General features: G+C 37.3%; 14 protein-coding genes. 7 read left to right on the forward strand and 7 right to left on the reverse strand.

Translation table 11 applies throughout. The features are described 5' to 3' along the window. Positions 1–77 precede the first annotated feature (77 nt). Positions 78–1,166 (reverse strand): glycosyltransferase, encoded by a 1,089-nt coding sequence (locus F0919_RS02835; protein WP_216629357.1) that lies wholly within the window; start codon positions 1,164–1,166, stop codon positions 78–80. 64 nt (positions 1,167–1,230) lie between these two features. Here F0919_RS02835 and F0919_RS18385 point away from each other — a divergent pair, with 64 nt between their 5' ends. The 5 genes from F0919_RS18385 to F0919_RS02855 all read left to right on the forward strand — a co-directional run bounded on the left by F0919_RS18385 (position 1,231) and on the right by F0919_RS02855 (position 5,863). Beyond that, entirely contained in the window at positions 1,231–1,383 is a 153-nt protein-coding gene (locus tag F0919_RS18385; protein ID WP_190277237.1) for a hypothetical protein, read from the forward strand. Positions 1,384–1,441: 58 nt separating this feature from the next. After that, complete coding sequence (locus F0919_RS02840) at positions 1,442–1,687, forward strand: hypothetical protein (protein ID WP_150031200.1); 246 nt, start codon at positions 1,442–1,444, stop codon at positions 1,685–1,687. A gap of 110 nt (positions 1,688–1,797) precedes the next feature. Beyond that, the gene (locus F0919_RS02845; RefSeq protein ID WP_150031201.1) at positions 1,798–4,209 is read left to right on the forward strand and encodes a TonB-dependent receptor; all 2,412 of its coding nucleotides are present in this window, start codon (positions 1,798–1,800) and stop codon (positions 4,207–4,209) included. Positions 4,210–4,653: 444 nt separating this feature from the next. Further along, on the forward strand, positions 4,654–5,088 hold the full coding sequence (locus F0919_RS02850; RefSeq protein ID WP_216629358.1) for an Hsp20/alpha crystallin family protein: 435 nt from the start codon (positions 4,654–4,656) through the stop codon (positions 5,086–5,088). 214 nt (positions 5,089–5,302) lie between these two features. Then, positions 5,303–5,863 (forward strand): DUF1579 domain-containing protein, encoded by a 561-nt coding sequence (locus F0919_RS02855; protein WP_150031202.1) that lies wholly within the window; start codon positions 5,303–5,305, stop codon positions 5,861–5,863. A 77-nt stretch (positions 5,864–5,940) separates the two neighbouring features. Here F0919_RS02855 and F0919_RS02860 read toward each other — a convergent pair whose 3' ends face one another. Both F0919_RS02860 and F0919_RS02865 read right to left on the reverse strand, forming a co-directional pair. After that, positions 5,941–6,099, reverse strand: coding sequence for a lmo0937 family membrane protein (locus F0919_RS02860; RefSeq protein ID WP_150031203.1), 159 nt, complete (start codon positions 6,097–6,099; stop codon positions 5,941–5,943). 87 nt (positions 6,100–6,186) lie between these two features. After that, positions 6,187–7,410 carry a BT_3928 family protein gene (locus tag F0919_RS02865; protein ID WP_150031204.1) on the reverse strand — a complete coding sequence of 408 codons (1,224 nt, stop codon included), beginning with the start codon at positions 7,408–7,410 and terminating at the stop codon, positions 6,187–6,189. A gap of 109 nt (positions 7,411–7,519) precedes the next feature. Here F0919_RS02865 and F0919_RS02870 point away from each other — a divergent pair, with 109 nt between their 5' ends. Continuing rightward, positions 7,520–7,969, forward strand: coding sequence for a GNAT family N-acetyltransferase (locus F0919_RS02870; RefSeq protein ID WP_150031205.1), 450 nt, complete (start codon positions 7,520–7,522; stop codon positions 7,967–7,969). A gap of 65 nt (positions 7,970–8,034) precedes the next feature. Here the strand turns inward: F0919_RS02870 and F0919_RS02875 are convergent, their stop codons facing one another. The 3 genes from F0919_RS02875 to F0919_RS02885 form a co-directional block, all read right to left on the reverse strand. Then, positions 8,035–8,568 (reverse strand): DUF1599 domain-containing protein, encoded by a 534-nt coding sequence (locus F0919_RS02875; protein ID WP_150031206.1) that lies wholly within the window; start codon positions 8,566–8,568, stop codon positions 8,035–8,037. Positions 8,569–8,604: 36 nt separating this feature from the next. Continuing rightward, positions 8,605–9,843, reverse strand: a complete 1,239-nt coding sequence (locus tag F0919_RS02880; protein WP_150031207.1) for a DUF1015 domain-containing protein — start codon at positions 9,841–9,843, stop codon at positions 8,605–8,607. 70 nt (positions 9,844–9,913) lie between these two features. Next, positions 9,914–10,306, reverse strand: a complete 393-nt coding sequence (locus F0919_RS02885; RefSeq protein WP_150031208.1) for a DUF4783 domain-containing protein — start codon at positions 10,304–10,306, stop codon at positions 9,914–9,916. Positions 10,307–10,546: 240 nt separating this feature from the next. Between F0919_RS02885 and gpmI the strand changes: the two genes are divergently transcribed. Then, complete coding sequence (gpmI, locus tag F0919_RS02890; RefSeq protein WP_150031209.1) at positions 10,547–12,079, forward strand: 2,3-bisphosphoglycerate-independent phosphoglycerate mutase; 1,533 nt, start codon at positions 10,547–10,549, stop codon at positions 12,077–12,079. An 84-nt stretch (positions 12,080–12,163) separates the two neighbouring features. Here gpmI and F0919_RS02895 read toward each other — a convergent pair whose 3' ends face one another. Next, positions 12,164–12,739 (reverse strand): Maf family protein, encoded by a 576-nt coding sequence (locus F0919_RS02895; protein ID WP_150031210.1) that lies wholly within the window; start codon positions 12,737–12,739, stop codon positions 12,164–12,166. Between the last annotated feature and the right edge of the window lie 41 nt (positions 12,740–12,780).

Below are 12,780 nucleotides of genomic sequence, written 5' to 3' on the forward strand. Positions count from 1 at the left end.
AGGTAAGTATTGATTTCGGGAGGATAGGATATACCTGAATAGGATGAGGTTATAGGTATAAATGAAGGATAGCGTTTTTATGATTTTATTTTTTTCATAAAAGGCTCAATAACCTTTTTCATGTTTTCCACAAATGGAATAGGCTTTTTTGCAGGGCCGGATTCAAATGCTTTCATTATATCAGATTTCAGGTTTAACAGATTTTCTGCTACTGTATGAAAAGCCCCTTTCTGAATGAGAAAGCGGGAAAGATATTCCTGCTCTGATTGTCCCGGCGTTGGAATAAGCAATGCTTTCTTTTGAAGCAAAGCCAAATCCATAATAGTTGAATAGCCGCTTCTGCAAATTACAAGGCCGGCGGCTTCCATTTCGATCAAAAGATTGGCTGCGTTCAAATGGGTGTAGTATTTTATAAAATCGGGCAAACCCGTAACTCTTTCTCCCAAAGGATTTCCGCCAACAATGACAAATTCATACTCAGGCAGGTTTCTTGCCTGTGCAATCAGCCTTGACTCAAACATAGAACGCATTGGTTCGGGTCCCGAAAGTAAAATCAGAATATTATTTTTCTTTGCTTTGTTATAATCAATTTCACAATCAGAAAATTGAGACAACAAACCAATATATGCTGAATCTTTAGGTAATCTTTCAGGATGCGCCAATTTGCCGGAATAGCCGTCATTGCTTTCTTCATCGACAATCCAACAGGCATTAAATTTCTGAATCAGTCTCATGTGCAGCTTCATTACCCAATTGTCCATCCTCTGATTAATTCCGCTTTGAATTTGCAACTGATGCGTAAGTATAACAGAAGGAACATCTTTATGATACAAACCATAACGATTATCGGAGATAATCAAATCGAATTTTTGTTCCTCCTGTATTTGCTGCAGCCATTTTTGTTCTGCACTTATGGCCGATAAGATTTTAGGAATTTGCTGCGCAATTTTCAAAGAGAAAGTTGCCTTATTGGAACTGTAAAAAATGCGATATCCTTTTAATGGAAAAACAGGAAGCGCAGGAAAATTTTCACGCAGCAATTGAGCCGATGCTGTTTCTGCCGCCGCGTACACTTCATGTCCTTCTGATATAAAATATTGTATCAAAGGAATGCAACGGGTGGTATGACCAAGTCCCCAGTCTAATGGTGCGATTAAAATTTTCAATAAGTCCGATTATAAAATTGAGTAACTTTACAAAGTTATACATTTAAAAAATCAGGAAAGCAACATGAAGCGCATTTCAAGAGTGGGATTGGCATTAATACTTATTTTTTCTGCAGGCTGCCTGTTACAAAGTTGCGCATCAAGCCGTTGCGGTTGTGGCAATGATTTGAGTAAAAATTACAAAGCACCTAAGAGCCATAAAAGAAATGTATTTTAACGTTTAGTAACTATTACAAAATCTAACCTTATATTTCAAATATCAAATCATCTTACAGATGTTTCGTCGCAGTGAAAAAATATGGAAATATTATCCGAAAAGTGTCCTGGCGTTAAGTCATGAAGAAGCGCTTTATCTGAATGAATTTCTCTTAAAAGTCAGACATACCAAGTATTACATCAATTTAATGGAAATTATTGACCTGCAGCGATATCGTCTTATCCGTAAAAGAAATATTATACAGCGTATGCTTACAATGGACTTTGACAAACAAAAATTCCTGTTTCTTTTCAATAAAAATTAATTGATTTTTTGCGTTGTTTTAATTTAAACAATCTGTAACCTCATTTACAAAGGACTTTTAGCAATAAAAGTCCTTTTTTTTCGTTTTCTTTGGCATTGGATATCCTAAGAATGAAACATTTTCTATTATTGATTTGCTGTGTGGGCAGCACTTATTTTGCAATGGCTCAGGCCACCGTTACAGGTAAAATCACGGATGATGACGGTTTGCCTGCAATCGGCGCTTCCGTATTTGTGCCTAATACAGATATCGGCGTGTTGACAGATACAACGGGCCAGTATACTGTTACAATTCCTTCAGATAAGAAAACTTATATCAAAGTTACTTATGTGCTGAGTGAGCCGGGAGGTTTTTCCGTAAGAGCTTCCAAAGGTGAAACTTTAGTGCGCAATCTTACGATGATACGACTAAACAATGTGTTGCAGGATGTAACAATTAAAGATACAAGAGGTCGTGAACAAGCCGGTGACGTAGTAATAAAAATGGAAGGCGCAGATATAAATCCAAGCCCGATAGGAGGAGTGGAAGGTATCATCAAAACATTGGTAGGAACAAAAAATGAATTGACTTCTCAATACACGGTTCGCGGTGGCAACTATGATGAGAATCTTGTTTATGTAAATGACTTTGAAATTTATCGCCCGTTCCTGGTACGTAGCGGGCAACAGGAAGGATTAAGTTTTGTAAATTCCGATTTAACGCAAAGCGTAAGTTTTTCGGTTGGGGGCTTTCAATCAAAATATGGCGATAAGATGTCCTCTGTTTTAGATGTGACTTATAAACATCCTGACAAGTTGGGAGGATCGGTACTATTAAGTTTTCTTGGTGCAAACATCAGTCTGGAAGGCGCCTCGAGAAATAAAAAGCTTACTTACTTAATTGGCGCGCGCCAAAAATCAAATCAGTATTTATTGCAATCGCAGCCTACTAAAGGTCAGTACAATCCATCGTTTACTGATTTGCAGGGTTTGCTTACTTACAAATTCAGTGATAAATGGGATATGGAAATCATTGCAAACTATGCGCGCAATCGTTTCAATTTTACGCCTGAAGAAAGCGAATCGGCTTTTGGCTATGTAAACCAGGCATTAAAGCTGACAACTATTTTTAATGGTAATGAAATGGATCAGTTTGATTCAAGATTCGCGGGTTGGTCTTTGTCTTTTCGTCCAAGTAAAAAAACAAAGATAAAATTACTGGCTTCCGCTTTTCAGACTAATGAATATGAAACTTATGACATTGAAGGGGAATATGGTTTTTATGAATTGGAATCTGATTTAGGTAAAGAAAATTTCGGTCAGGAAAAATACAGTTTAGGAACCGGCAAGATTCACAATTTCGCACGTAACTATCTTACTGCAAATGTGGGTACTATTGCTTTGCGTGGCTCTCATGATGCGAACAAGCATTTCATTCAGTTTGGCCTGGATGCGACCTACGTAAATGTAAACGATAAATTACTGGAATGGGAAATGCGCGACTCCGCAGGTTTTTCCCAACCTTATGACACAAGCGAATTAAGAATGAATTATTCCTATCACGCAAAAAATGATTTGGACTATACAAGGTTTTCCGCTTTTGTACAGGATAATATTTTGCTGAGCAATATAATGACTTTGAACATCGGTGTCCGCGCTAATTATACTCACCTGAACAAAGAACTGGTCATTAGTCCCAGAGTTCAATATTCGGTGAAACCTCAGTGGGAAAGAGACTATGTGTTCAGGATATCATCAGGTATCTACGATCAGCCGCCGTTTTACCGTGAGATGAGAGACATGGAAGGCACGTTAAATACAAATCTTAAAGCACAAAAATCTTTCCATATAGCAGCAGGCTTCGATCATAATTTTATCATGTGGGGTGATCGTCCTTTTAAGATCACAACAGAAGTATTCTATAAACAACTTTGGGATTTGGTACCTTACGAATACGATAATGTAAGAATCAGGTATTATGCAAATAATAATGGAAAAGGTTATGCTTATGGCGGAGAGGTTCGTTTATATGGTCAGCTGGTGAAGGATGCGGAATCATGGATAAGTGTAGGCTATCTTAAAACAGATAACAAGATTACAGATCCGGTAACAGGCGAAAGCACTGCTTTCTTTCCAAGGCCTACAGATCAACGCCTGAACTTTGGTATGTTCTTCTCTGATTATTTGCCAAGGAATAAAAATTTCAAGATGTATCTGAACACGATATATTCCACAGGTTTACCATTCAGTCCTCCGGGGCAGGGTTTAAATCCAAATGCGCAGTTCAGGATTCCTGATTATAAAAGAGTAGACATTGGCTTCTCTGCATTGTTGATTGATGGCAACAAACAAAAGCGCCCTGCTTATAGTTTCTTCAGCGTTTTCAAATCCGTATGGTTGAGCGCCGAAGTATTTAACCTGTTAGGTATTCAAAATACTATCTCTTATCAATGGATACAGGATTATTCAAGCGATAAAACATTTGCAGTTCCAAACAGATTGACTTCAAGATTGATTAATCTGAAATTGGCGGCGAAGTTTTAAATTCAGATGTAAGATATGAGACATTAGAAATTAGATTTCACACAATACAAGAAGCGCCGGTTTTTAAAAAAACCGGCGCTTCTTGTATATCAATGATAGATTTGGAATTTGTTCTTTACCATTTGAAGCTTAATAAAAAAACCGCTCCGGCGAAGAAGTCCGGAGCGGTGAGCTTTACTTACTAACCCATCGTAAGTACCGCAAATTTCAAAAAAAAGAATGGGAAAATGAAATGTTTTTTTCTTAATAAATGCGTGACAGCTCAAAAGTTCACTTGTCATGAAGATTTGATAGTAAAAAAATAATTAAAAAGACAACTTGTCATTTAAAATAAAAAAATAATGACAAATTGTCTTATTTTATCAATTGGAACGAGATTTGTTCTATACCATTTCAAACAAAGAATTCTAACAAAAACAATAATTTTAAAAAAACGAAATGAAAATGGTAAAGACTCATCAATTTGGCCCATTGGCCTTCAACGGTTTCATTGAAGAATTATTTAACGGCAACAATCCAAAATTTTTCAGGGATGCTCCGGTTCATGACACCCATCATGTGCCTGTAAATATTAAAGAACAAGATGCAAACTTCAACATAGAAGTAATTGCTCCTGGTGTTGCTAAAGAAGATTTTTCTATCCAGGTAAATGATAAAGTACTTTCAATTTCTTTTGAGCAAAAAGAAGAAGAAGACAAAGAAGAAGGCAAGTGGTTACGCAAAGAATATAAAGTTCGTTCTTTCAAACGCAACTTCACCTTGGGCGAAAAAGTAGATGCAGAAAAAATCTCTGCTAACCATAACAATGGCATCTTAACCTTGACGCTTCCTAAAAAAGAGGCTGCAATTGCAACCAACAGAACGATTGATATTCTGTAATTGATTTCAGGAAGATTCAGGGCTTTTAAAGTCTATCACGTCATACCGGTTCAAGCAAAGCGAAATGGAATATCCTGAAACGCTACGCTTAATCGATATGACGTTTTTTATATGGCTGCTTTTGTTATGTCGGGCCTGCTAATGATAAATTAGTAATGCGATTTTGAAATTAGGATAGTAGGATTATTTATCTTCACTAAAAATTTACATTCTTATGAAAAAGACCTTACTATTTTTATCTGCAGCCTTCTGCATTACTACAAGCTTTGCGCAATCAGGCGAAGAACAAGCATGGATGTCTTTTATGACACCCGGCGAAGAACACAAAATGCTGGCGAAAGATGATGGCCAATGGAGCGAAGAAATAACCATTTACATGAATCCTTCTGCGCCTCCTGTTACTTCTAAATCTATTTGCACCAACTCCATGATATTAGGTGGAAGATACCAAAAGAGTATTCATAAAGGCAATATGATGGGAATGCCATTTGAAGGTGAAAGTACAGTTGGCTTTGACAATGGCCGCAAAGTATGGTTCAGCACCTGGGTAGATAATATGGGCACCGGCATTATGTATGGAGAAGGTGTTTATGACAAAAGCAAAAAAGCATTGATCCTTAATGGAAAAATGACTGACCCGAATACTTCAAAAGCTGTGGACTACAAAGAAGTAATGACATGGCCTGATGCAGATCATCAAAAGATGGAAATGTATGCTATAGTTGATGGCAAAGAAATAAAAACAATGGAAATTGTTTTTACAAGAATGAAATAATTTACGGTACTTAAATATCAGAAAGCGGAATCAATCAAAAATTGATTCCGCTTTTTTGAATTTGAAATAAGGTAAACTTACACAGCGTTTCCGCCTCTGATAACTCTTAGCAACACTGCTATGATAGCGATTACTAATAACAGGTGGATTAACCCGCCTCCAACATGGAATACGAAAAATCCGAATACCCATCCGATTACCAATATTACTGCGATTAAATACAATAGTCCAGACATAACATTTTGGTTTTGATTATTACCTTTATTAACACGTTAGCTTTATTATAGTTGTATTTATGAATCACAAATAAATGCAAAAAGAACTTATTTCTTAATAATGAGCTTCTCTCCGGAGAATTCAATATCAGAAGGGTAATCGTTGTAACTCCATTTGCCAAGTATCGTTCCTGCTTTGATCAACATTAATCCCGGATTGGTACGCATGGCCGTTTTACAAACCGTAGCATCAATGGAATAATAATAGATATTAAGCTTATTATCGCGGATGAATTTCTCTGTTTCTTCCTTTGAATTTGCTGTAAGCAAATAGAATCCTACATTGCTTTTTTCACACTTGGCAAATAGCGCGCGTAATTTTTCAATATTATGTGTAGATGCTTTCTCTACATTTTTAACAAAAAAAAGGAAATTATATCCCGGCTCTTTCAATAAAGTTTCGGTAAGATCGTTGCCCTCTGCATCCTGCACACTGAATTCTTTTATTTCCGGCGCGTTATTTCCCTTTTTAATCAAAATCTGTTTGGGTTCACCATTCAACTGCCAGTTTAAGGTATCTTTCCAACCCGTATCCATGTACTCCTGATTACTCATTTCTTTGGAAGCGCCGGTCTTGATATTCTTCATCGGATAAACATAATCGTATTCATCGGGGACAGAACCAGGAGGGGGCTGCATTTTTTTCAGAATGTTGTTTCCGACTTTAAAAGGTAAGCAATCCACAAATGGAAGATGTTCCAAAACATACCATTGAATAAATATTGAAAAAGCCAACGCCAGAATCATGATAGAAGTATTGGCAGCTCTTGTAAATAAACCTTTGATATGTTTACGTCCAATCACCAGGAGGATAACAAATACAAGCAGTATAATATCCTTCATAAAACTCTGGTGCGCCGTCAATGGAATACAGTCACCAAAACAACCGCATTTCAGCTCCCGGTGATTTACATATTCATACCAAACGGCATAGGCTGTCAGATACGTAAAGAAAATCATCAGCAATAATAAAAGGTATGCAAACTGCTTGAAAAAGTAACCTAATAAAACTGCGACGCCGGCAATAATTTCAAATGCAATGATGGCAATAGAAAATATTAAGGCGTAAGGCGCCAGAAAAGTCATGTGCCATAGCTCAAAAAATTCTTCCATCTTATAAGCAAGGCCTGAAGGGTCATTAGCCTTTATAAGCCCGGAAAAAATAAACAGCACACCAACTATGACGCGTATGACCTGTAAAAGATAATAAGCAGCTCCATGTTTTGAATTAGTATTAACATGGGTTGCTCCGTTTTCGTTGAATTGACTCATCTTTGATTTGCTTTTGGTAATAATGTAAAAATAAGCAATGAAGTCTAAAAGCAAGTAAATAAGATGTTAGTGATAATGAATTAATTATCTTTAATCCTAAAAAGACGAAATGCCCTGGAAATATAAATCGTTTGAATCTCTTGACACTATTGAATTATACAAAATATTACAATTAAGGGCCGAGGTATTTATTGTAGAGCAGACATGCTATTATCAGGATGTTGATAACAAAGATTTAAAGGCAATTCATCTTTGGCATGAGGATGAAAACGGAACAATAAATGCTTATTGTCGTTTATTGCCGGCAGGTATTTCTTATAAAGAACCATCTATAGGCAGAGTTGCGACTGCCATTCAAAACAGAAAAGAAGGACTTGGCAGAATGATGATGCAACTGGCAATTGAATTTATAAAAGAATCATTCCAATCTGATGCAATACGCATCAGTGCACAGGAGTATCTGCAAGTGTTTTATGAATCTTTAGGATTTAAGAAAAACGGAGATGTTTATGATGAAGATGGCATTCCACATATAGAAATGCTGTTGGATGCAAATTAAGATTTAATACAAAGAGGCACTAAAAATAGTACCTCTTTGTATTACAATTCTTCCCGACTAATAAATCAGTATTTCATTTTTATCAACGCAAAAACGGAGTAATTCACTATATCGCAATAATTAGCGTCGATACCTTCTGAAATCAAGGTCAGCCCGTCATTTGCAAGAATTTGTCTTATACGCAGAATTTTCGAAAGTATTAAATCCACAAATGATTCCTGGCTTAATTCACGCCAGGCTTCACCATAATCATGATTTTTCAGCAACATCAAATCCTTTACAACCTTCACTTGTTCATCATAATAAGTTGTTGCTTTTTCAATACTTAAATAAGTAGGTTCATCTTTATCAATAGTCAATTGAATCAGCCCCATCAAACCATAGTTTACCATGGCCATAAATTCACTTTCGATACTATCTTCAATTTTCTGAACACCGCTTTCCTGAATCTGCCTTATTCTCCATGCTTTAATGTAAATCTGGTCGGCAATCGAAATTGTCCGGTACACGCGCCAGGAAGTACCGTAATCCTGAGCCTTTTTCAGATAAGTATTTCTGCAGGCACTTATTATTTGCTGATATTGCTCTAATGTATTCAAGGTTATGATTTCAACAGTTGAGGATAAATGACAAGGTCAGATTTTATAAACCACCAGGCCATCACGGGTTTTAGGTTCAAACCAGGTGCTTTTGGGTGGCATTACTTCGCCGCTGTCTGCCACTTCAAACAATTGCTGAATGCTGACAGGATAACAGGAAAATGCCGCAACCATATTGCCATTATCCACTCTTTTCTGAAGACCATCCATACCACGGATACCGCCTACAAATTCAACACGGGTATCTATACGCGGATCATTAATGTTCAGCAGCTTGGTCAATATATTATTTTGAAGGATACTTACATCCAAAACACCGATAGGGTCAGTAGCATAAGTACCTTCTTTAGCCGTCAGTTTATACCAGTTTTTGCCAAGATATAATCCGAATTCATGTGGCTGTTGAGGTTTATAAGCTGTCGTGCCTTTTGATTCAACAGTGAAGTCACCGGACAATGCTTCTAAAAATTCCTTTTCAGACATGCCGTTCAAATCTTTCACTACTCTGTTATAATCCATAATTTCCAATTGATTGGCAGGAAAAATACAGGTAATAAAATAGTTAAAAGCTTCATCACCTGAAATTCCGATTTGCTCTTTCAATTGTTCCGCAACTTTTGCAGCAGATGCTGCGCGGTGATGACCATCGGCTATATATGTAGCCGGTACATCTTCTGCAAACAAACTGGTTATGGTGCTTACCTTGGTATAATCACTTACCACCCATACCGTATGGCTGATACCGTCTTCGGAGGTGAAATCATAAACGGGTGCATTTTCTGATTTCCAATCTGCAATCAGCTGATCTAAAGCTGCGACATTGTTATAGGCAAGAAAAACAACACCTGTCTGCGCTCTTGTAGCTTTTATGTGATTAATCCGGTCAAGTTCTTTTTCGGGGCGCGTGTATTCATGCTTCTTGATAATTCCTTTATTATAATCATCGAGAGAAGAACCACATACCAGACCCGTTTGGGAACGGCCGTTCATTACAAGTTCATAGATATAATAACAAGGCTCCCTATCCTGGATAAGAATGCCTTTTTTTATCATCAATTCAAAATTTTCTGCCGCTTTTTCGTATACAGCCGGACTGTGTACATTGACAGTTGTAGGCAAATCTATTTCCGAGCGGGTAACATGATAAAAATTGTAGGGATTGTCTTTATACTGACGGGCTTCTTCAACACTACAAACATCGTAAGGTAAGGTTGCTACTTTATCTGCAAGATCTGGACGGGGTCTGATACCTTTGAACGGAATAATTTTGGCCATTAATATTTTTTTGTAAAAATTTTATTTGATGGGCAAAAATAGTAAAATAAGGAGAGGATAAAAATGAAATTTAGTTAAGTTCAAATTTCATTTCCTGCAAAACATGCGCTTTACCTTTTTGCTTAAAGAAAAAATATACACGATAAGCACCATGTCCTTTAGTACTTAAATCTCCAATCAAATAAAAGGATTCGTCATTTGGCGCAACGCCTTTATATTTAACCTGAAAGCCGGATACATTGTTTTTGTCAAAGAAATTTTTCATTACCATTTCTGCCTGCGCTTTGCTATAGGTTGACTGATTATCATTTATGGTAATATCTACAACATTATCAAAATACCTCACCACATTCTCAATATTAGTACCGCTAAGCACATCTATAACTTCAGCCACCTTAGGCTGAGCCATAACATTATTAAACAATAACATTACCGTAAAAAATATGGACAAATATTTTTTCATGAATTTCTGACTCCTGACATAGGTACTAAATAATATCTCCTATTATTCTATAACAAAAATTATGCCACAATTTATCCCGGTTACTTTTTTTTGGTTAAAATAGAACATCCTCTATGCAAAATAGTTGATATTTCTACTATGGTCATGCACAAAAATGGACAAAAAAGGCCGTTTTCCAAAATATTCTTTTTGGCCATTTGTCATTCTTTATGCATATAAACCTTTATTACCTTTGCAAACATGAAACAGAAAAGAGCTATACTAATTATAATGGACGGCTGGGGACACGGCAAAGTCAGGAAAGCCGATGCCATAGCGAATGCTGATACGCCTTTTGTATCAGGACTTTATGAAAAATATCCGAATTCGGAACTGATAACCTGCGGTGAAGCCGTAGGACTTCCTGAAGGTCAGATGGGTAATTCGGAAGTTGGCCACCTTAATATCGGTGCCGGAAGAATCGTATATCAGGAACTGGAACGCATTAATGTTGCCATCAGAAATAATTCTTTAAAATCAAACAAAACTTTAACAGATACATTCGACTATTGCAAGGCAAATAATAAGGTGTTGCACTTTATTGGCTTGGTGAGCGACGGCGGCGTACATTCTCATATCAATCATATCAAAGCTCTTTGCGATTATGCAAAAGAGGCAGGAATACAGAAATATGCCGTGCATGCTTTTACGGACGGACGGGATACTGACCCTAAAAGTGGCTTAAATTTCATCAAAGATTTAGATTCACACCTGCAGAATACTAATGGCGTATTGGCTTCGGTAACCGGACGATATTATGCTATGGATCGCGACAAGCGCTGGGAAAGGGTAAAACTGGCTTATGATGCTATGGTACATGGAACCGGCGTGGCAACTTCCAATATGATAAATGCCATTGCGCAATCTTATGAAGCCGATATTACGGACGAATTTATTAAACCTATTATAAAAACAGACGCAAACGGGCATCCTGTAGCGACTATTCAGGATGGTGATGCTGTTATCTGTTTCAATTTCAGGACCGACCGCTGCCGCGAAATTACGGCGGTCTTAACCCAAAAAGCGTTTCCGGAACAAGGCATGCAGCCATTGCAACTGCACTATGTAACCATGACGGAATATGACCATACTTTTAAAAATGTAAACGTCATTTTCTTTAATGATAACCTGAACAATACAATTGGCGAGGTTATTTCCAAAAATCACCTCAAACAAATAAGAATAGCAGAAACGGAAAAATATCCACACGTTACTTTCTTTTTCTCAGGAGGCAGAGAAGAACCGTTTGAAGGTGAAACGCGTATCATGCGTGCCTCACCAAAGGATGTGCCTACTTATGATCTTAAACCGGAAATGAGCGCCAATGAAATTACCGAAGCCATTTTGCCGGAAATAGAACACCAAACTGCAGATTTCATTTGCCTCAATTTTGCAAACACGGATATGGTGGGACATACAGGTGTTTGGGAAGCGGCCGTTAAAGCGGCCGAAACGGTTGATCATTGTGTCTCCCGGATTGTACCTTTGGCTCTTGAAAAAGGGTATGGCATTTTCCTTACCGCAGATCATGGCAACTCCGATTATATTGTAAATGAAGATGGCACGCCCAATACAGCACATACCTTAAACCTTGTGCCTTTATTCTTTATTTCAAATGACTATAAGGGAAAACTGGATTCCGGCAAATTAGGCGACCTTGCGCCGACAATGCTCAAGTACATGGGTATTGATATTCCAAAAGAAATGACAGGAAATATCCTGATACATGATTGATTATGAAAAAAAATAGTTGCACCTACAATAGCATTTATTATGTGGGTGCAACTACTTTTTTAACAATTATTTACATTTTCCAATTTATCCAAAGCGTTTTAAAGCAGCTAAGACTTTATTTACCGGCAATCCCATCACATTATAAAAGTCTCCGTCAATTTTTTCAATACCAATCAGTCCAATCCATTCCTGAATGGCATAAGCGCCCGCTTTATCCATAGGCTGATATTTATCCACATAATGCTCAATTTGGGCATCCGTCAGAGGAAGAAAATGAACATAAGTTGTATCACTGAAAGATTCCTTTCTTCCGGAAGATTGCAGCACCACGCCCGTAACCACTTTATGAACCTTACCCGATAATTTTTTCAGGATATGGATGGCATCAGCTCTATCTGAAGGTTTGCCAATAATCTCACCATTGAGAATAACGACCGTATCTGCTGCAATAACAATTGTTTCATCCGTCAGATTTTCTTTCAGAGATTCCAAAACTGCGACAGCTTTATTCCCGGCAATAAATCCGGGCACAAGATCGGATTCCATGTCTTTAGGAAAATCCTCATTGGCGTGTGCTGTTTTTATTTCAAAAGTAAGTTCTGCCTGTTCTAATAGTTGCTTTCTTCTGGGCGATTGTGAGGCGAGTATGATGCTGGACATTGTTAAATATTAAATGTTAGAATTGTACTAAATACTTGATG

The organism is Taibaiella lutea, assembly GCF_008629695.1.
Lineage (GTDB): Bacteria > Bacteroidota > Bacteroidia > Chitinophagales > Chitinophagaceae > Taibaiella > Taibaiella lutea.

Coding starts and splice junctions, on each gene's coding strand:
- F0919_RS18385 (WP_190277237.1), top strand. CDS start 1,231: ATGAAGCGCATTTCAAGAGTGGGATTGGCATTAATACTTATTTTTTCT.
- F0919_RS02840 (WP_150031200.1), top strand. CDS start 1,442: ATGTTTCGTCGCAGTGAAAAAATATGGAAATATTATCCGAAAAGTGTC.
- F0919_RS02845 (WP_150031201.1), top strand. CDS start 1,798: ATGAAACATTTTCTATTATTGATTTGCTGTGTGGGCAGCACTTATTTT.
- F0919_RS02850 (WP_216629358.1), top strand. CDS start 4,654: ATGGTAAAGACTCATCAATTTGGCCCATTGGCCTTCAACGGTTTCATT.
- F0919_RS02855 (WP_150031202.1), top strand. CDS start 5,303: ATGAAAAAGACCTTACTATTTTTATCTGCAGCCTTCTGCATTACTACA.
- F0919_RS02860 (WP_150031203.1), bottom strand. CDS start 6,099: ATGTCTGGACTATTGTATTTAATCGCAGTAATATTGGTAATCGGATGG.
- F0919_RS02865 (WP_150031204.1), bottom strand. CDS start 7,410: ATGAGTCAATTCAACGAAAACGGAGCAACCCATGTTAATACTAATTCA.
- F0919_RS02870 (WP_150031205.1), top strand. CDS start 7,520: ATGCCCTGGAAATATAAATCGTTTGAATCTCTTGACACTATTGAATTA.
- F0919_RS02880 (WP_150031207.1), bottom strand. CDS start 9,843: ATGGCCAAAATTATTCCGTTCAAAGGTATCAGACCCCGTCCAGATCTT.
- F0919_RS02885 (WP_150031208.1), bottom strand. CDS start 10,306: ATGAAAAAATATTTGTCCATATTTTTTACGGTAATGTTATTGTTTAAT.
- gpmI (WP_150031209.1), top strand. CDS start 10,547: ATGAAACAGAAAAGAGCTATACTAATTATAATGGACGGCTGGGGACAC.
- F0919_RS02895 (WP_150031210.1), bottom strand. CDS start 12,739: ATGTCCAGCATCATACTCGCCTCACAATCGCCCAGAAGAAAGCAACTA.